16 protein-coding genes are annotated in these 19632 nt (G+C 56.9%); 9 read left to right on the top strand and 7 right to left on the bottom strand.

Features of this window, described 5'->3' with window-relative positions; translation table 11 throughout:
- Positions 1–33: 33 nt before the first annotated feature.
- From gyrB to dnaA, 4 genes are read right to left on the bottom strand one after another with little or no spacing between them, the layout of a single operon-like run.
- Positions 34–2451 (bottom strand): DNA topoisomerase (ATP-hydrolyzing) subunit B, encoded by a 2418-nt coding sequence (gene gyrB / locus B0W55_RS00325; RefSeq protein ID WP_077044151.1) that lies wholly within the window; start codon positions 2449–2451, stop codon positions 34–36.
- 5 nt (positions 2452–2456) lie between these two features.
- Positions 2457–3560, bottom strand: coding sequence for a DNA replication/repair protein RecF (gene recF, locus B0W55_RS00330; RefSeq protein ID WP_077044083.1), 1104 nt, complete (start codon positions 3558–3560; stop codon positions 2457–2459).
- Positions 3561–3580: 20 nt separating this feature from the next.
- Entirely contained in the window at positions 3581–4684 is a 1104-nt protein-coding gene (gene dnaN, locus B0W55_RS00335; protein ID WP_077044084.1) for a DNA polymerase III subunit beta, read from the bottom strand.
- 38 nt (positions 4685–4722) lie between these two features.
- Positions 4723–6243: a chromosomal replication initiator protein DnaA gene (gene dnaA, locus B0W55_RS00340; protein WP_077044085.1), complete on the bottom strand. Its 1521-nt coding sequence runs from the start codon at positions 6241–6243 to the stop codon at positions 4723–4725.
- Between the two features lie 568 nt (positions 6244–6811).
- On the opposite strand from dnaA, the gene rpmH reads away from it, so the two are divergent.
- The 5 genes from rpmH (at position 6812) to mnmE (ending at position 10734) form a co-directional block, all read left to right on the top strand.
- Positions 6812–6946 (top strand): 50S ribosomal protein L34, encoded by a 135-nt coding sequence (rpmH, locus tag B0W55_RS00345; protein WP_003213577.1) that lies wholly within the window; start codon positions 6812–6814, stop codon positions 6944–6946.
- Between the two features lie 16 nt (positions 6947–6962).
- Positions 6963–7364: a ribonuclease P protein component gene (rnpA, locus tag B0W55_RS00350; protein WP_218189752.1), complete on the top strand. Its 402-nt coding sequence runs from the start codon at positions 6963–6965 to the stop codon at positions 7362–7364.
- Positions 7357–7602, top strand: a complete 246-nt coding sequence (gene yidD, locus B0W55_RS00355; protein WP_077044087.1) for a membrane protein insertion efficiency factor YidD — start codon at positions 7357–7359, stop codon at positions 7600–7602. Before rnpA ends, yidD begins: the two co-directional genes overlap by 8 nt.
- A 2-nt stretch (positions 7603–7604) precedes the next feature.
- A complete protein-coding gene (gene yidC, locus B0W55_RS00360; RefSeq protein ID WP_077044088.1) occupies positions 7605–9284 on the top strand; it encodes a membrane protein insertase YidC in 1680 nt (559 codons plus the stop codon).
- A gap of 79 nt (positions 9285–9363) precedes the next feature.
- Positions 9364–10734: a tRNA uridine-5-carboxymethylaminomethyl(34) synthesis GTPase MnmE gene (gene mnmE / locus B0W55_RS00365; protein ID WP_077044089.1), complete on the top strand. Its 1371-nt coding sequence runs from the start codon at positions 9364–9366 to the stop codon at positions 10732–10734.
- Between the two features lie 42 nt (positions 10735–10776).
- Here the strand turns inward: mnmE and B0W55_RS00370 are convergent, their stop codons facing one another.
- The 3 genes from B0W55_RS00370 to B0W55_RS00380 form a co-directional block, all read right to left on the bottom strand.
- Positions 10777–13152, bottom strand: a complete 2376-nt coding sequence (locus B0W55_RS00370; protein ID WP_256576154.1) for a TonB-dependent siderophore receptor — start codon at positions 13150–13152, stop codon at positions 10777–10779.
- A gap of 169 nt (positions 13153–13321) precedes the next feature.
- On the bottom strand, positions 13322–14269 hold the full coding sequence (locus B0W55_RS00375; RefSeq protein WP_077044091.1) for a FecR domain-containing protein: 948 nt from the start codon (positions 14267–14269) through the stop codon (positions 13322–13324).
- On the bottom strand, positions 14269–14775 hold the full coding sequence (locus tag B0W55_RS00380; protein WP_077044092.1) for a sigma-70 family RNA polymerase sigma factor: 507 nt from the start codon (positions 14773–14775) through the stop codon (positions 14269–14271). Before B0W55_RS00380 ends, B0W55_RS00375 begins: the two co-directional genes overlap by 1 nt.
- 593 nt (positions 14776–15368) lie before the next feature.
- Here B0W55_RS00380 and mnmG point away from each other — a divergent pair.
- From mnmG to B0W55_RS00400, 4 genes are read left to right on the top strand one after another with little or no spacing between them, the layout of a single operon-like run.
- Positions 15369–17267, top strand: coding sequence for a tRNA uridine-5-carboxymethylaminomethyl(34) synthesis enzyme MnmG (mnmG, locus tag B0W55_RS00385; protein ID WP_077044093.1), 1899 nt, complete (start codon positions 15369–15371; stop codon positions 17265–17267).
- Positions 17264–17908, top strand: coding sequence for a 16S rRNA (guanine(527)-N(7))-methyltransferase RsmG (gene rsmG, locus B0W55_RS00390; RefSeq protein ID WP_077044094.1), 645 nt, complete (start codon positions 17264–17266; stop codon positions 17906–17908). The genes mnmG and rsmG overlap by 4 nt, the downstream gene beginning before the upstream one ends.
- A gap of 18 nt (positions 17909–17926) precedes the next feature.
- Positions 17927–18724 (top strand): ParA family protein, encoded by a 798-nt coding sequence (locus B0W55_RS00395; RefSeq protein ID WP_077044095.1) that lies wholly within the window; start codon positions 17927–17929, stop codon positions 18722–18724.
- Between the two features lie 9 nt (positions 18725–18733).
- A complete protein-coding gene (locus B0W55_RS00400; RefSeq protein WP_077044096.1) occupies positions 18734–19606 on the top strand; it encodes a ParB/RepB/Spo0J family partition protein in 873 nt (290 codons plus the stop codon).
- Positions 19607–19632: the final 26 nt, after the last annotated feature.

The following is a 19632-nucleotide window of genomic DNA, read 5'->3' on the forward strand; positions in this document are numbered from 1 at the left end:
TGCGTTGGCCTTTTTGTTGGCGGTAGAGCCGGATCAGAAATCCAGGTTGGAAACCGCCAACGCATTGCTTTCGATGAAGTCACGGCGAGGTTCGACCGCATCACCCATCAGGGTGTTGAAGATCTGGTCGGCGCCGATGGCGTCTTCGATGGTGACTTTGAGCATCCGGCGCACGCTTGGGTCCATGGTGGTTTCCCACAGTTGATCCGGGTTCATTTCGCCCAGACCTTTGTATCGCTGGATGGTGTGACGCTTGGTGCTTTCAGCCATCAGCCAGTCCAGTGCTTCCTTGAACTCGGTGACGGCTTTCTTGCGTTCGCCACGCTGGATGTACGCGCCGTCATCCAGCAGGGTGCTCAATTGGGCGCCCAGGGATACAACGGTTTTGTAGTCGTTGCTGCCGAAGAAGTCGCGGTTGAATGTGACGTAGTTCGACAGACCGTGGGAGATCAGCTCGACCTCTGGCAGCCAGACGTTACGCTCGCGGTCTTCACGCAGGCTTGCCTTGTAGACCAGGCCCGACTTCTCGACGGTGCGCAGGCGCACTTCGTACTGGGCCAGCCAATCCTGCATCGCTGCATGGTTGCTGAGCATTTCCAGGCTGACGGCCGGCAGGTAGATGAAGTGTTCGGTCAGCTCCTGCGGGTACAGGCGCGACAGACGCTTGAGGGTCTTCATCACCAGACGGAAGTCATTCACCAGGCGCTCGAGCGCTTCGCCCGAGATTCCCGGAGCATCTTCGTTCAGGTGCAGGCTCGCGTCTTCCAGGGCCGACTGCGTCATGTACTCTTCCATGGCGTCATCGTCTTTGATGTATTGCTCTTGCTTGCCTTTCTTGACCTTGTACAGCGGCGGCTGGGCGATGTAGATGTAGCCGCGCTCGATCAGTTCTGGCAGCTGACGGAAGAAGAAGGTCAGCAGCAGGGTACGGATGTGCGAACCGTCGACGTCAGCATCGGTCATGATGATGATGTTGTGATAACGCAGTTTGTCGATGTTGTACTCTTCGCGGCCGATGCCGCAGCCCAGCGCAGTGATCAAGGTGCCCACTTCCTGGGAAGAGATCATCTTGTCGAAGCGCGCCTTCTCGACGTTCAGGATCTTACCCTTGAGGGGCAGAATCGCTTGGGTCTTGCGGTTACGTCCCTGCTTGGCGGAGCCGCCAGCAGAGTCACCTTCCACGAGGTACAGTTCAGAAAGGGCAGGGTCTTTTTCCTGGCAGTCCGCCAGTTTGCCCGGCAGGCCGGCGATGTCCAGTGCGCCTTTGCGGCGGGTCATCTCACGGGCCTTGCGCGCGGCTTCACGAGCACGGGCAGCGTCGATCATCTTGCCGACGACCAGCTTGGCTTCGTTCGGGTTTTCCAGCAGGAAGTCGGAGAAGTACTTGCCCATTTCCTGTTCGACCGCTGTCTTCACTTCGGAAGAGACCAGCTTGTCTTTGGTCTGGGAGCTGAACTTCGGATCCGGCACCTTCACCGAAATGATCGCCGTCAGGCCTTCACGGGCATCATCACCGGTGGTCGCGACCTTGTGCTTCTTCGCCAGACCTTCGGCTTCGATGTAGGTGTTGAGGTTACGCGTCAGTGCGGAACGGAAACCCACCAGGTGAGTACCGCCATCGCGCTGGGGAATGTTGTTGGTGAAGCACAACAGGTTCTCGTTGAAGCTGTCGTTCCACTGCAGGGCGATTTCTACGCCGATGCCGTCTTCACGCTGGATGTTGAAGTGGAACACCTGGTTGACCGGGGTCTTGTTGGTGTTCAGGTATTCAACGAACGCACGCAGGCCGCCTTCGTACTTGAACAGCTCTTCCTTGCCGCTGCGCTCGTCCTTGAGGACGATGCCGACACCAGAGTTGAGGAAGGACAGTTCACGAATCCGCTTGGCCAGGATGTCCCAGCTGAAATGGATGTTCTTGAAGGTTTCGCTGGAGGCCTTGAAGTGGATCTGGGTACCCGTGGAGTCGCTGTCGCCCACGATGGCCATCGGCGCCTGTGGCACGCCGTGGACGTAGGTTTGTTCCCAGATCTTGCCGCTGCGGCGAACGGTCAGGACCAGTTCTTCGGACAAGGCGTTTACAACCGACACCCCTACACCGTGCAAGCCGCCGGATACTTTATAGGAGTTGTCGTCAAACTTACCGCCGGCGTGCAACACGGTCATGATGACCTCGGCCGCCGAGACGCCTTCTTCTTTGTGCACGTCTACCGGGATGCCACGACCGTTGTCACGGACGGTGATGGATTCATCCGGGTGGATGATGATGCTGATGTCGTCGCAGTGGCCGGCCAGAGCTTCGTCGATCGAGTTATCGACCACCTCGAACACCATGTGGTGCAGACCGCTGCCATCGTCTGTGTCACCAATGTACATACCGGGACGTTTGCGTACGGCATCCAGGCCTTTCAGCACTTTAATGCTCGTTGAGTCGTACGTATTTTCTTCGCTCAATGCCTTCACTCCCGATGGTCGTGGGTCTGGGTGATACGGCCCTGTTCCACGTGGAACAGAGCGACCGGCGTTTCCGTCTGCCAGCCTTCCCTCAATAATTCGTGATCTACACAGGTGATGAACACCTGGCAGCGTAAGTCTTCCAACAAGCGGCAAAGCGCGCGACGGTGATGCTCGTCCAGTTCGGACGGCAAGTCATCCACCAGATAAATACATTGACCGCGTCGTGCCTGGCTGACCAGATGCCCTTGGGCGATCCGCAACGCACACACCACCAACTTCTGCTGACCGCGAGACAAGATGTCCGCAGCATTGTGAGCGCCCAATCTGAGACGCAAATCAGCGCGTTGTGGTCCGGCCTGGGTATGACCCATTTGCTGGTCCCGTTGCAGGGAACCGGCGAGCACGGCGCTCAGTTCACGGTCTTTGTCCCAGCCTCTGTAATAGCTGAGCGTTAAGCCTTCCAGCTCAACCAGTTCGCTCAAAGTCTGTTCAAAGACTGGCTTCAAGGCTTTGATATAGGCGCGACGGTATTCATCGATTTCAGCGCTGGCCTGGCACAGTTCCCTGTCCCAAACCGCTTGCGAAACGGCGTCAAGTGTACCATGCCGCAGCCAAGAGTTTCTCTGGCGCAGGGCCTTCTGCAAACGCTGCCAGGTGGACATGAACCGGGGTTCCACGTGGAACACACCCCAGTCGAGGAACTGGCGGCGAATCTTCGGGGCCCCCTCCAGCAGTCGAAAGCTGTCGGGGTTGATCAGCTGCAGTGGCAGTATTTCCGCCAGTTGAGCAGCGCTACGAGCGTTTTGCCCGTCGATGCGGATCTGGAACTCCCCCTGTCGATCCCGAGAAATCCCAAGCGCACTGTTCCCCCCTTCAGCCAATTCAACCTGGCCGAACACCGTGCAAGCCAGTTGCTCATACTGAATGACCGGCAACAGTCGGGTGCTGCGAAACGAACGGGCAAGCCCTAGCAGGTGAATGGCTTCCAGAACACTGGTTTTGCCGCTGCCGTTGGCGCCGTACAGAATATTGATTCGGGGGGAGGGGGAGAAGGTCACCGGGTGCAGATTGCGCACCGCGGTGACCGAGACGCGACTTAAGGACATCTAGCTTCTGCTGAGCATGATTACAGACGCATCGGCATGACAACGTAAGCCGAGTCGTCGTTGTCGGACTCTTGCACCAGCGCACTGCTGTTGGAGTCGGACAGGATCAGGCGAACCTGCTCGGTGGTCATCACGCCCAGCACGTCGAGCAAGTAGCTCACGTTGAAGCCGATTTCCAGGGAGCCACCGTTGTACTCAACGCCCACTTCTTCTTCCGCTTCTTCCTGTTCCGGGTTGTTCGCCTGGATCTTCAGCTGGCCGTTGGCCAGTTGCAGACGGATGCCGCGGTACTTCTCGTTGGACAGAATCGCGGTACGGCTGAAGGCTTCGCGCAAGGCCTGACGGTCGCCCAGTACCAGCTTGTCACCACCCTTGGGCAGTACACGCTCGTAATCGGGGAATTTGCCGTCGACCAGTTTCGAGGTGAACGTGAATTCACCGGTGGTGGCGCGAATGTGGTGCTGACCAAGCACGATACTGACGATGCCATCGGGCTCTGTCAGCAAGCGCGCCATTTCCAGAATACCCTTGCGCGGCACGATGACCTGGTGGCGATCCGGCTGACCGATATCGGCCTGCATCGAGCACATGGCCAGACGGTGACCGTCGGTGGCCACGGCGCGAATGACCCCGGCGGAGACTTCCAGCAGCATACCGTTGAGGTAGTAGCGCACATCCTGCTGAGCCATGGCGAAGCTGGTGCGCTCGATCAGGCGGCGCAGTTTGCTTTGCTCCAGGCTGCACGTCAGCGAACCCGGGCCTTCCTCTACGGTTGGGAAATCATCGGCAGGCAGGGTCGACAGGGTGAAGCGGCTACGGCCGGCCTTCACCACCAGTTTCTGCTCGTCGACCTTGATGTCGATCAGCGCATCGTTCGGCAAGCTTTTGCAAATGTCCATCAGCTTGCGCGCCGGCACGGTGATGGAACCTGGTTCTGCAGGCTCTTCCAGTTGTACGCGACCGACCAGCTCGACTTCCAGGTCGGTACCGGTCAGCGACAGTTGCTGGCCTTCGACAACAAGCAGCACGTTGGAAAGCACCGGCAAGGTCTGTCGGCGCTCGACGACGCCTGCGACCAGTTGCAGGGGTTTCAACAGGGCTTCGCGTTGAATGGTGAAATGCATGGTCTAGTCCCTTGCCTTAATAAGCTGCGCTGGTGTCATCAAGTGGTCAGTGTACGCAGCAGGTTCTTGTAGTCCTCGCGGATGTCCGCGTCGGATTCCTTAAGTTCGTTGATCTTGCGGCATGCGTGCAACACGGTGGTGTGGTCGCGGCCGCCAAACACGTCGCCGATTTCCGGCAGACTGTGGTTGGTCAGTTCCTTGGACAACGCCATGGCGACCTGCCGCGGACGGGCGACCGAACGCGACCGGCGTTTGGACAGCAAATCGGAGATCTTGATCTTGTAGTACTCGGCGACGGTACGCTGAATGTTATCCACAGAGACCAGTTTGTCTTGTAGCGCCAACAGGTCCTTCAGGGATTCGCGGATCAACTCGATGGTGATATCGCGGCCCATGAAGTGCGAGTGGGCAATCACGCGTTTTAGCGCGCCTTCCAACTCGCGGACGTTGGAACGAATGCGCTGGGCAATGAAGAACGCTGCATCGTGGGGCAGTTCGACTTTCGCCTGATCGGCCTTCTTCATCAGAATCGCTACGCGTGTTTCCAGTTCCGGCGGTTCGACGGCTACTGTCAGGCCCCAGCCGAAGCGAGACTTGAGGCGTTCTTCCAGGCCTTCGATTTCTTTCGGGTAGCGGTCACTGGTGAGAATGACCTGCTGGCCACCTTCAAGCAGGGCGTTGAAGGTGTGGAAAAACTCTTCCTGGGAACGCTCCTTGCGGGCGAAGAACTGAATATCGTCGATCAACAGGGCGTCCACCGAGCGGTAGAAACGCTTGAACTCGTTGATAGCGTTCAGCTGCAGGGCCTTGACCATGTCTGCCACGAAACGCTCGGAATGCAGATACACGACCTTGGCGTTCGGGTTCTTCTTTAATAGATGGTTACCCACAGCGTGCATCAAGTGGGTTTTACCCAGACCAACCCCCCCATAAAGGAAGAGCGGGTTGTAGCCGTGCTTGGGGTTGTCCGCCACTTGCCAGGCTGCAGCCCGGGCCAGTTGGTTGGACTTGCCTTCAACGAAGTTCTCGAAGGTGAAGGTACGGTTCAGGTAACTGGTGTGCTTGAGCGCACCTTCGACCTGCACGTTGCGCTGTTCGGCGCGAACCGGTGCCTGCTGTGAACTGGCGCCAGCCATCGGGTCGAAGCTGTCCCGCGAAGGTTCTTCTTCGATGACCTCGGCGACCTTTTGCGCTGCGCGCTTGGTCGGTGTCGCTGCCGGCACGGAGGGCGCTGGCGACGAAGTGACCTGAGCCTGGGACGCCGCAGCGGCGGCAGCCAGTGGCGCATTCGGCGCAGCGCGTGGTGCCGAGCTGCGCTTGCTGCCTATTAATAAGGAAAGCGCTGGCGCGGTTCCATTGCCGTGCTCGTCCAGCAATTCCAGGACGCGGCCCAGGTATTTCTCGTTGACCCAGTCCAGAACGAAACGGTTGGGCGCATAGACGCGCAACTCGTCGCCTTCGGCTTCGACCTGCAGTGGACGGATCCAAGTGTTGAATTGTTGGGCAGGCAGCTCATCGCGCAAAAGCTCAACGCACTGCTGCCAAAGTTCCACTGACACGGATATCCCCTAAGTTGAAAGCCGGTGAGGCAAAAACAAGCGGCCATTGTAGCGACCGGACGCCTACTTATCCACACGTAGGTGGGTCATCGGCCAAGAAGAATCAACGCTTTATACGCAAAAAACACGACCAGTGGTCTGTGAATAAGCTCTGTGGATAACCGGGTCTGAGCTCATTGCACAACTGGGGGTGAAACTCGGTGGATAACCTGCCTGTGGATAACAGGCCGTTTCACACACAGGTTTTCCGACAGTGCAGCACAGGCTGAACACGGTTTTCCACTGTAGTTGTCATTCTCTGTACAGCTTGTCGAATAAGGGCCAAAGCTAGTTATCCACAGATGACGGGGTGCCTAGCTTTTATAAGCTTTACAGAAAAGCTTTAAATACTTTCCTTCTTTATTTTTATATCTACCGAATGATCTGCGCTCGAGCGAAAGCCCCGGAGATCTATTTATAAGGAAACGTTGGTTGGAAATTGACCTAGAGGCTTGCTTTCTCTAGAATCCCCGGTCTCTTAAAACGGGGGCCATTCCGGCCCGTTGTGGACGAACCAGGTAACACGACAATGAAACGTACTTTCCAACCAAGCACTATCAAACGCGCTCGTACCCACGGTTTCCGTGCTCGCATGGCTACCAAGAACGGTCGTGCCGTCCTGTCGCGTCGTCGCGCCAAAGGTCGTGCGCGTCTGGCAGTTTGATAATCCGGCACTGGAGGTGAGTCAGGACTTCAGTCGGGAAAAGCGTCTGCTTACCCCCCGGCATTTCAAGGCAGTCTTTGACTCCCCTACCGGCAAGGTTCCGGGGAAAAATCTCCTGCTCCTTGCGCGCAACAACGATCTTGATCACCCCCGTCTAGGGCTGGTTATCGGGAAAAAGAGCGTAAAGCTCTCCGTCGAGCGCAATCGCCTCAAACGTCTTATGCGCGAATCGTTCCGCTTGAACCAGGATCTTCTGGTGGGCTGGGACATCGTTATCGTCGCGCGCAAAGGTTTGGGTGATGTAGAAAACCCCGAATTGATTCAGCATTTCGGCAAACTCTGGAAGCGTCTGGCACGTAGCTCGCCGGTACCAGCGGTCAAAACCGAAACTGTAGGGGTAGACAGTCCAGATGCGTAAACTGGCACTCGTTCCGATCCAGTTTTACCGCTATGCCATCAGTCCCCTGATGGCCAGTCGCTGTCGTTTCTACCCCAGTTGTTCCTGCTACGCGTTGGAAGCCATCGAAAATCATGGCCTTCTGCGCGGTGGCTGGCTGACCTTTCGTCGTTTAGGTCGCTGTCATCCGTGGAATCCCGGTGGTTATGACCCGGTTCCACCTATCCCTACCTCCCGTTCTTCTTCGATGGCCGAGTAATCATGGATATCAAACGCACGATCCTGATCGTCGCCCTGGCAATCGTGTCCTACGTTATGGTTCTTAAATGGAACCAGGACTACGGCCAAGCTGCCTTGCCGACTCAGAATGTTGCTTCCAGCACGACCGCGCCGGGCCTCCCGGATACGGCAACTGGCAATAAAGCGTCCGTCAGTGACGACATTCCACATGCCGCAAACGATACCAGTGCTCCTGCCGAAACTCCGGTGGCTGCAAGCACCGACCTCATCCAGATCAAAACGGATGTGCTCGACCTGGCCGTCGATCCACAAGGCGGTGATGTTGCCCAACTGAAATTGCCGCTTTATCCACGTCGCCAGGACCATCCGGAAATTCCTTTCCAGCTGTTCGACAATGGCAACGAGCGTACTTATCTGGCTCAGAGTGGCCTGATCGGCACCAACGGTCCGGACGCAAGTCCTGCCGGTCGTCCGGTTTACTCCTCGGAGAAGAAGATTTATCAACTGGCTGACGGTCAGGACCAACTGGTCGTGGACCTGAAGTACAGCAAGGACGGCGTCAACTACATCAAGCGTTTCACCCTGAAACGCGGCCTGTACGACGTAACCGTTTCTTATCTGATCGACAACGAAAGTGCTCAGCCCTGGTCTGGTGCGATGTTCGCGCAATTGAAGCGTGACGCCAGTTCCGATCCTTCTTCCAGCACTGCCACCGGTACCGCGACCTACCTGGGCGCCGCCCTGTGGACAAGTTCCGAGCCGTACAAGAAAGTGTCCATGAAGGACATGGACAAGGCCGCGCTGAAAGAAACTGTTACCGGTGGATGGGTTGCCTGGTTGCAGCACTACTTCGTGACCGCGTGGATTCCGGCCAAGGGCGAAAACAATGTCGTCCAGACCCGTAAAGACAGTAAAGGCAACTACATCATCGGCTTCACCGGTCCTTCGCTGACCGTTGCACCGGGTGCCAAAGCCGAAACCAGCGCCATTCTGTACGCCGGTCCGAAAAGCCAGGCTGTGCTGAAAGAGTTGTCCCCAGGTCTGGAACTGACTGTCGACTACGGCATCCTCTGGTTCATTGCCCAGCCAATCTTCTGGTTGCTGCAACATATCCACGCGATTGTGGGTAACTGGGGCTGGTCGATCATTTTCCTGACCATGCTGATCAAAGGGCTTTTCTTCCCATTGTCGGCTGCCAGCTACAAATCCATGGCTCGCATGCGCGCAGTTGCACCGAAACTGGCTGCGCTGAAAGAGCAACATGGCGATGATCGGCAGAAAATGTCGCAAGCCATGATGGAGCTGTACAAGAAAGAGAAGATCAATCCACTGGGCGGCTGCTTGCCAATCCTCGTGCAGATGCCGGTTTTCCTTTCGTTGTACTGGGTTCTGCTGGAAAGCGTGGAAATGCGCCAGGCGCCATTCATGCTGTGGATTACTGACCTGTCGATCAAGGATCCGTTCTTCATTCTGCCGATCATCATGGGTGCAACCATGTTCATTCAGCAGCAGTTGAACCCGACTCCACCGGATCCGATGCAGGCCAAGGTGATGAAGCTGATGCCAATCATCTTCACCTTCTTCTTCCTGTGGTTCCCGGCCGGTCTGGTACTGTACTGGGTAGTGAACAACTGCCTGTCGATCGCCCAACAGTGGTACATCACTCGTAAGATCGAAGCGGCTACCAAAGCAGCTGCCTGATTTACACTGTGGATAACCACTCAAAACGCCCCCTAGTGGGGCGTTTTGCTATCTGCCACTTTTGTCTGGATACCGGTTTATGAGCGTTCCTCGTGAAACCATCGCCGCCGTTGCCACCGCCCAAGGGCGCGGCGGTGTGGGCATCGTCCGTATTTCCGGGCCCTTGGCCAGTGTTGCGGCCGAGGCCTTTTGCGGTCGCGAACTCAAACCGCGATTTGCCCACTATGGTCCGTTCCTGGGTGAAGCCGATGAAGTCCTGGATCAGGGGATCGCGCTTTATTTCCCCGGACCAAACTCGTTTACCGGCGAAGACGTACTGGAACTGCAGGGGCACGGCGGTCCGATCGTTCTGGATATGCTGCTCAAGCGTTGCCTTGAAATGGGTTGCCGCCTGGCACGGCCAGGGGAATTCAGCGAACGGGCATTCTTGAACGACAAGCTCGACCTCGCACAGGCCGAGGCTATCGCCGACCTGATCGAAGCGAGTTCTGCACAGGCCGCGCGCAACGCTCTGCGTTCTTTGCAGGGGGCGTTCTCGGCCCGTGTGCATAACCTTACCGAACAATTGATCGGCCTGCGGATCTACGTCGAGGCGGCAATCGACTTTCCGGAAGAAGAAATCGACTTCCTGGCCGATGGTCATGTGTTGAGCATGCTCGACAAGGTTCGCGACGAGTTATCCACAGTACTGCGCGAAGCGGGCCAGGGCGCTTTGCTTCGCGACGGCATGACCGTGGTGATCGCCGGTCGTCCGAACGCTGGAAAATCAAGTCTGCTGAATGCATTGGCCGGCCGCGAAGCCGCGATTGTCACTGAAATCGCGGGCACTACCCGGGACGTTTTGCGCGAACATATCCACATCGACGGCATGCCTCTGCATGTGGTCGACACCGCGGGCCTACGCGACACCGATGATCATGTGGAAAAGATCGGCGTCGAGAGGGCATTGAAAGCCATCGGGGAGGCTGATCGAGTGTTGCTGGTGGTCGATGCCACTGCCCCCGAAGCGCTTGATCCCTTTGCGCTCTGGCCAGAATTCCTTGAAACCCGACCTGATCCGGCCAAAGTGACGTTGATCCGTAACAAGGCGGACCTGACAGGGGAAGCAATTGCCCTGGATGTCAGCGACGATGGCCATGTGACTATCAGCCTCAGCGCCAAGTCTGCTGGCGCTGGGCTGGAATTGCTTCGCGACCATCTCAAGGCGTGCATGGGCTACGAACAGACTTCGGAAAGCAGCTTCAGTGCGCGCCGGCGTCACCTCGAGGCGTTGCGTCATGCCAGTGACGCACTTGAACACGGCCGTGCTCAGCTGACCTTGGCGGGCGCAGGAGAGTTACTGGCCGAGGATTTGCGCCAGGCACAGCATTCTCTGGGCGAAATCACCGGCGCGTTCAGTTCCGATGATTTGCTGGGAAGAATCTTTTCCAGCTTCTGCATTGGCAAATAGCTTCGAGAGCTGTGGAAAACTTATCCACAGCTCCCACTGCTCTTACCAGTTATAGGACACAGAACCGAGCAACGTGCGGTCTTCGCCCCAGTAGCAGCGACCCGCGTCGTTACAACCGGATACGTATTCCTTATCAAACAGGTTTTTTGCGTTCAGGTCCACGGTCCAGTGGTGATCGATCTGATAGCCGATCGCCGCATCCACCAAAGTGACATCGCCGGCATCGAGCTTTCCATACAGCGAAGGCGCGGTGTAAGCGAACGCACTGTCGAAGTAGCGGATACCACCCCCCACATAAAGTCCCTTGAGACTATTTTCAAGAAAGCGGTATTTGGCCCAGACCGAAGCCTGGTTGCGCGGCACGCCGGTCATTTGGTGATCCTTGACCAGCGACGTCTGCGAATCCTTGGTGATCCGCGCGTCTGTGTAGGTATAAGCCGCGGTCACATTCAGGTTCGGCGTCAGGTTGCTGTTGAGTTCGAGCTCCACACCCTTGGAGCGGCTTTCACCCACCTGGCGATAGGTGGAAGTGGTGGCGTCGAAATAGGTGTCGTCCTTTTTGCGCAGGTCATAGACAGACGCTGTGAATGCCGTATCCCAACCAACCGGTTCGTACTTCAGACCCACCTCATATTGACTGCTGGTAATCGGGTCCAGCGGCCGACCGGAATTGGAGATCTGCTGTACCGGAACAAAGGCTGTGGAGTAACTGACATAGGGCGTGAGGCCGTTGTCGAACTGGTACATCACGCCGCCCTGGTAGGTGAACTTCTTGTCCCCCGAGCTGATGTTGCTGGCGCTGGCCACCTTGTCGCGAAAATCACTGTCGACCCAGTCCTGGCGGCCGCCCAACAGGAATAACCAGTGGTCGTACTTGCTCTGGATCTGTGCATAAACACCCTTCATTTGCTGTTCCAGCAAGGTGTTTTGTACTGCAATCGGCGTGAGCGGATCGCGCAGATACACCGGGTTATAGATATCGATGGGGCCGACCAGTCCGGCATTCCAGTCCTGATTGAATGAGGTACGGTCAAAGCTGCCACCAAACAACACAGTATTTTCCAGGTCGCCTGACTGGAATTTGCCTTCCAGCTGGTTATCCAGCGAATACACCATCGATTTATTGAAGCGATCGTAAGCCGTCATGTTCAGGCGCGTGCCGAAGCCGGCATTGTTGAGGTTGCCTGGCCAGGTTTCATGGCGGGTGATACGGGACTGCATGTAGCGAGAATTCTGCCGGAACTGCCAATCTTCGTTGAAGGTATGGGTGAACTCGTACCCGGCGCTCCAGGTTTCCCGTTCGAATGTGTTCCAGTCCGGATCGCCCAGCATCGTGTCCTTGGACAATTTGCCGTTGGGGTTCTTCAGCAGCGTGCCCGCAGCGGGAAGGCCGAGCTCCATGTTGGTGTGATCCTTCTGGTAGTTGGCCAGCAGGGTCAGGGTGTTGAAATCATCGAAATTCAGAGTGAGGGAGGGGGCGATGTAGAGTCGATCGTCCGGCACATGATCGGTCTGGGTGTCGGCATTGCGCCCCAGCATCACTACACGGCCAAGGACGTTGCCGTTGTCGGTCAGCGGACCGGACACATCCACACCCAATTGCCGGCGATTGTTCGAACCATAGCTGAGCTGTACTTCTCCTTGCGACGCCGAGGTCGGGCGCTTGCTCACCAGGTTGACCAGTCCGCCCGGCGCATTTTCGCCGTAAAGCAGTGACGAAGGACCGCGGAAGACCTCAACCCGCTCGAGGCCATAAGGTTCGGTGGTGGTGTCATAGCGATTGCCTTGAACCCGCAGGCCATCGCGCAAAAGTCCGTAGCCATAATCCGTTGCGTTGAAACCACGAATGTAGAACAGGTCCCCGGCCAGACTGTCGCCTGCTGCGAACGGCGGCGCAAAGATACCGGGCACGTAACCCAGGACATCGGTCAGGGTTTGGGATTTTTGATCCTTGATGCGCTGTGCGGTGACAACTGATATCGAGCGCGGGGTTTCGGACAACGGCGTGCTGGTCTTGGTGCCGATCCGGCTATTGTTCGCCTTGTAGCCGGTGTCTGCGGCGTAATCCAGATTCATATCGTTGGTCTGCTGACCGTTGATGTTGGTGGCGCCAAGCAACAGCGTGCCGGCATCGGGCAGCGGCTGCAGAATGTAACTGCCAGGTGCCTCGGACACAGCCTGCAACCCGGAACCTTGCAACAGGATCGAAAAGCCCTGATCAATCGAATAGCTCCCCGACAATCCTTGAGTGCGCAATGCCGCGGTTTTCTGGGGCGAGAACGAGAGAATCACGTTGGACGCGGAAGCGAACTGGCTCAGGGCGTCATCCAATGGGCCGGCGGCGATCGCATAACGCTGAGTCGCATTGGCGGCAATGGCGTGGGGAGCGACCAGAACGCAGCTCACGGCACTGGTCATCAACAGACTGCAGGCAATGCAATGAGGGGTAAAACGCTTAGACAAGAAGGAAAGTCGCATGAGTAGGAAAGCCCTGAAGGTGGCAAATGCCGCGTTGGATCGCGATTACCTGTAGGGCCGTTACAGATAAAAAAAAGATAACCCCGGGACTGATTATTTTTATTCGCGGTCAGCCAGCCTTTTTGACCGACACCCAGTAACGCGTGAAATAGTCGACGCTGACGGGAAGAGAAGCTTGAAGATTGGCCAGTACCGCATCCGTTGAATCCAGTCGGAAAGTTCCGGAAACACGAATGTCCGCCGCGCGCTCATCACAGTGCAAAACGCCACTGCGGTAACGGCTCAGTTCACGTATCACTTCGGCCAATGGGGCATCGAGCACGATCAGTTGACCGTTGATCCACGCGGTTTCGGTTGAACGAAAGGGGTGGATGGCGCCGACACCCTGATTGTCAAAGTCCGCACTTTCACCGGCCACCAGCAATCCTGCATGTTCCGGCCTGCCACTTGGCTGAATGCTGACCCGGTCTTCGAGCACGCCGATTCGCGACGATCCCGATAACTGCCGCACTGAAAAACGTGTACCCAGGGCTTGAACTCGCCCTTCGCGGGTTTCAACGAAAAACGGTCGCGGGTCGGCGAGCTTGCCAGTGCGAACCAGAATTTCCCCCTCACGCAAGCGGATCAATCGTTGCTCGCCGTCGAACAACACATTGATGGCGGTACCGGTATTGAGATGAATCTGGCTGCCGTCGGCGAGCTCGATTTTTCGACGCTGGCCTACCCTGGTCCTGTAGTCAGCCCAGACATTGCCCAAGGAAGTGTGTTGCTGAACGTTCCAGCCGAGGTAACCCGTGCCGGCAAGGACCAGAAGCAGCTTGAGTACCTGGCGACGCTGTTGAGTCGATGACAGCGCCCGACGAGCGAGGTCCCGAGGCAGCCCATTCAGATGGCGCTGCATTTTTTCCATTTGGTTCCAGGCCGCCAGATGCGCAGGACTGCTGTCGACCCAATGCTGCCACGCCTTGCGTTGCGCGGCCGTTGGCGGCTCGGATTGAAACTGCACATACCAGCTGGCGGCGGCTTCGAAAACTTCGCGATCGGGAGCGGCGGCCATCAGAGCGTGGCCATGATCATGGAGCATTCAGTCAGGGCGCGGATCATGTGTTTCTTCACAGTGGTCAGAGACATCTTCATCTGCACGGCGATCTGTTGATAAGTCAGGCCTTCGATCTGCGACAACATGAAGATTCGCTGCGCTCGGGCACCGAGATTGGACAGTGCTTTATCCACAGCGAGCAGGGTTTCGATGATCAGCGCCTTGTCCTCTTCGCTGATTTGCGTGGCTTGAGGTCGTGCGGCCAGAGTTTCCAGATAAGCCACTTCGATGGCGCGTCGGCGGTAACGGTCGATCACAAGTCCTCTGGCTACGGTGGCTAGATAGTCTCGAGGTTCACGAATCTGACTGGCGTCGCGGGAGCCAAGGATGCGAACGAACGTATCGTGTGCAACGTCCGCCGCATCGCAGGCGTCATGCAGTTTTCCTTTCAACCACCCATACAGCCACGAATGGTGTTGCACATAAATGCGCTCAATTGCTGCGGTGTTGGCTGGCATGGACATAACGGGAAAAGGGCAAGTTAATGATAATGGCTATTATTAGCTTTTGTTACTCGTCGTCACAATAGCCCTGTCTCACTCTCCCTCAAGACGCAGTCATCGATCTTTCCACCGCCCCCATGCAGCAGGCTCTGTATTGGTGACGATTTTCCACACCCGAATTTCTATGTTTTAACGGTTTTCTGTGGATTAAGCCCTGTGAATAACCGCAGCTAAGGGCAGTTGATAACAGGGCCTGAAAACTGAACATAATTGCCTCTGTGGATAACCAACACTTTAATCCACAGGCTTACACCGGTTATCCAATGCCCTCATTGGCACATGACCACAGACTTTTGCACCTCTGTACACATTGATATTAAAGGGCTGTATCGATTTATCCACAGAAAGGTGGGTCAGTAGAAATAAACATAAAAACAAAGATTTAATAAATTTCTCTCTTTTTAATTTTTATAACCCCGACTTCTCCACAGCTGGTTAAATTTTGTGCAAAGGGTTCTTTAGGAAGGGCGAAGTCCCTATACTTGTCGACCAGGTCCAAAACCTGAGCCCAAACTATTCCTGAATTACCTACTTAAGCAGGCACGAGGTGCGTGGTGGATTTCCCTTCCCGTTTTGAAGTGATCGTCATCGGCGGCGGTCATGCCGGTACCGAGGCAGCACTGGCCTCAGCTCGTATGGGGGTCAAAACCCTGTTGCTGACGCATAACGTGGAAACCCTCGGTGCCATGAGTTGCAACCCGGCCATTGGCGGAATCGGCAAAAGCCATCTGGTCAAGGAAATCGATGCCCTAGGCGGTGCGATGGCCATGGCCACCGATAAGGGTGGTATTCAGTTTCGTGTACTGAACAGCCGCAAAGGCCCGGCCGTGCGTGCCACCCGGGCGCAAGCCGATCGGGTTTTGTACAAGGCTGCTGTGCGCGAAATCCTGGAAAACCAGCCGAACCTGTGGATATTTCAACAAGCCGCCGACGACCTGATCGTCGAACAGGATCAGGTGCGTGGTGTAGTGACCCAGATGGGTCTGCGATTCCTCTCTGATTCTGTGGTGTTGACCACTGGCACGTTCCTCGGTGGACTTATCCACATCGGTTTGCAGAATTTTTCCGGTGGCCGCGCCGGTGATCCACCGTCCATTGCCCTGGCTCGCCGTCTGCGTGAATTGCCGTTGCGTGTTGGTCGCCTTAAAACCGGTACGCCGCCGCGTATTGATGCCCGCTCTGTGGATTTCTCGGTGATGACCGAGCAAGCCGGTGACACGCCGATACCGGTGATGTCATTCATGGGCAACAAGGAACAGCATCCACGGCAGATCAGTTGCTGGATTACCCACACCAACGCCCGCACCCACGAAATCATTGCCGCGAACCTCGATCGTTCGCCGATGTATTCCGCTGCCGGAGAGATCGAAGGCGTCGGTCCGCGCTACTGTCCGTCGATCGAAGACAAGATCCATCGCTTTGCCGACAAGGAAAGCCACCAGGTCTTCATCGAACCCGAAGGCTTGACCACGAACGAGCTGTACCCGAACGGGATATCCACGTCCCTGCCATTCGACGTGCAATTGCAGATCGTTCAGTCGATCCGCGGCATGGAAAATGCCCACATCGTCCGCCCAGGTTATGCCATCGAATATGACTACTTCGATCCGCGGGACCTGAAGTACAGCCTGGAAACCAAGGTGATCGGCGGTCTGTTCTTCGCCGGCCAGATCAACGGCACCACCGGTTACGAAGAAGCCGGTGCCCAGGGTTTGTTGGCCGGCATGAACGCCGCACTGCGAGCGCAAGGCAAAGATGCCTGGTGTCCGCGCCGCGATGAGGCCTACATCGGCGTGTTGGTCGATGACCTGATTACCCTCGGTACCCAAGAGCCATACCGCATGTTCACCTCTCGCGCCGAATATCGACTGATTCTTCGCGAAGACAATGCGGACCTGCGCTTGACCGAAAAAGGCCGTGAACTGGGTTTGGTGGATGACGCGCGTTGGGAAGCTTTCAGTAAAAAACGAGAAGGCATCGCACTGGAAGAACAGCGCCTGAAAAGTACCTGGGTTCGCCCCGGAACTGCACAGGGCGACGCGATTGCCGAAAAATTCGGCACGCCGCTGACCCACGAATACAACTTGCTCAACCTCTTGAGCCGTCCGGAAATCGACTACGCTGGTCTGGTCTCGGTAACGGGGGAAGGCGCGCCAGATCCACAGGTCGCCGAGCAAGTCGAAATCAAGACCAAATACGCCGGCTACATCGATCGTCAACAGGATGAAATCGCTCGTCTGCGCGCCAGCGAAGACACGAAACTGCCTGTGGATATCGATTACACGAACATTTCCGGTCTCTCCAAGGAGATCCAGAGCAAGCTCGGTGCGACACGTCCGGAAACCCTGGGCCAGGCGTCCCGAATCCCGGGCGTTACTCCGGCGGCGATTTCACTGTTGATGATTCATTTGAAAAAACGCGGCGCCGGCCGTCAGTTGGAGCAAAGCGCTTGAGTTCGTTGGTTACTTCGCAACACGCAGAAGAGTTATCCACAGGTGCACGCCAGCTTGGCGTCGCACTGACAGAGGCCCAGCATGCACAGTTGCTGGGTTATCTGGCGCTGTTGATCAAATGGAACAAGGCCTACAACCTGACCGCGGTGCGTGATCCGGACGAAATGGTGTCCCGTCATTTGCTCGACAGCCTGAGTGTGATGTCGTTTATCGAAAACGGTCGCTGGCTGGATGTCGGCAGCGGTGGCGGTATGCCGGGTATTCCACTGGCGATCCTGTTTCCTGGGTCTCAAGTCACTTGTCTGGACAGCAACGGCAAGAAAACCCGTTTCCTGACCCAGGTAAAACTCGAGCTCAAACTGGATAACCTGCAAGTTATCCACAGTCGCGTCGAGGCCTTTGAGCCTGCGCAAGCGTTCAACGGGATCATTTCCCGTGCGTTCAGCAGCATGGAAAACTTCACCAACTGGACTCGCCACCTCGGGGACACTGATACACGCTGGCTGGCAATGAAGGGCGTTCATCCCGCCGATGAACTGGTAGCATTGCCGACGGACTTCCACCTCGATAGCGAACACGCCCTGGCCGTACCCGGTTGCCAAGGCCAACGCCATCTGCTGATACTGCGCCGCACGGCATGATTGGGAACACAAGCAAGAATGGCTAAGGTATTCGCGATAGCGAACCAAAAGGGTGGTGTGGGCAAGACCACCACCTGCATCAACCTCGCAGCGTCGCTCGTCGCCACCAAGCGCCGGGTGCTGTTGATCGATCTTGATCCACAGGGCAACGCCACCATGGGTAGCGGTGTGGATAAACACGGTCTGGAAAACTCGGTCTACGACCTGCTGATCGGGGAGTGCGACCTGGCTCAGGCCATGCATTTTTCCGAGCACGGCGGTTACCAGTTGTTACCGGCCAACCGTGACCTGACGGCCGCCGAAGTGGTTCTGCTGGAAATGCAGATGAAGGAAAGCCGCCTGCGCAGTGCGTTGGCGCCTATCCGTGAAAACTACGATTACATTTTGATCGACTGCCCGCCGTCGCTTTCGATGCTGACGTTGAACGCACTGGTTGCCGCCGACGGGGTCATTATCCCCATGCAGTGCGAGTACTTCGCGCTCGAAGGTCTGAGCGACCTTGTGGATAACATCAAGCGCATCGCTGAGTTGCTCAATCCTGAACTCAAGGTCGAAGGGCTGTTGCGTACGATGTATGACCCGCGCCTGAGCCTGATGAACGACGTGTCCGCGCAGCTCAAAGAACACTTCGGCGAGCAGCTCTACGACACCGTCATCCCGCGCAACATCCGTCTGGCTGAAGCTCCCAGCTACGGCATGCCGGCTCTGGCGTACGACAAGGCATCCCGCGGCGCCGTGGCCTATCTGGCCCTGGCCGGTGAAATGGTTCGTCGTCAGCGCAAAAATTCACGCATCGCCGCCGCCCAGGCAACTTAAGGAATCCCCATGGCCGTCAAGAAACGAGGTCTCGGACGTGGACTGGATGCACTGCTGAGTGGTCCGACCGTCAGTGCGCTGGAAGAGCAGGCGGTGCAAGCCGATTCGCGTGAGCTGCAGCATTTGCCACTGGATCTGCTCCAACGCGGCAAGTACCAGCCGCGTCGGGATATGGATACTCAAGCACTGGATGAGTTGGCGCAGTCGATCAAGGCGCAGGGCGTCATGCAGCCGATTGTGGTTCGACCCATTGGCGGCGGGCGCTTCGAAATCATCGCCGGTGAACGGCGGTGGCGCGCGAGCCAGCAAGCCGGGCAGGAAACCATCCCGGCGATGGTGCGCGATGTGCCGGACGAAACCGCAATTGCCATCGCGCTGATCGAGAACATCCAGCGTGAAGACCTCAACCCCATCGAAGAAGCGGTCGCGCTTCAGCGCTTGCAGCAGGAGTTTCAGCTGACTCAGCAGCAAGTGGCGGAAGCTGTGGGTAAGTCCCGGGTCACAGTCGCCAACCTGTTGCGCCTGATTTCGCTGCCGGAAGTCATCAAGACCATGTTGTCCCATGGCGACCTGGAAATGGGCCATGCCCGTGCATTGCTCGGTTTGCCGGACAATCAACAGGTTGAAGGGGCGCGACATGTTGTCGCACGTGGCCTGACCGTGCGCCAAACTGAGGCACTGGTTCGTCAGTGGTTGAGTGGTAAACCCGAGCCTGTCGAGCCAGCAAAACCCGACCCGGATATCGCCCGATTGGAACAGCGCCTGGCCGAGCGCCTAGGCTCTGCGGTGCAGATTCGCCACGGAAAGAAGGGCAAAGGTCAGCTGGTTATTGGTTACAATTCCCTGGATGAGCTTCAAGGTGTCCTTGCTCATATCCGCTGAAACATTTCCTCATGTAGCGCGCAGTC

It is taken from the genome of Pseudomonas sp. KK4 (assembly GCF_001984065.1).
In the GTDB taxonomy this organism is placed as follows: Bacteria; Pseudomonadota; Gammaproteobacteria; order Pseudomonadales; family Pseudomonadaceae; genus Aquipseudomonas.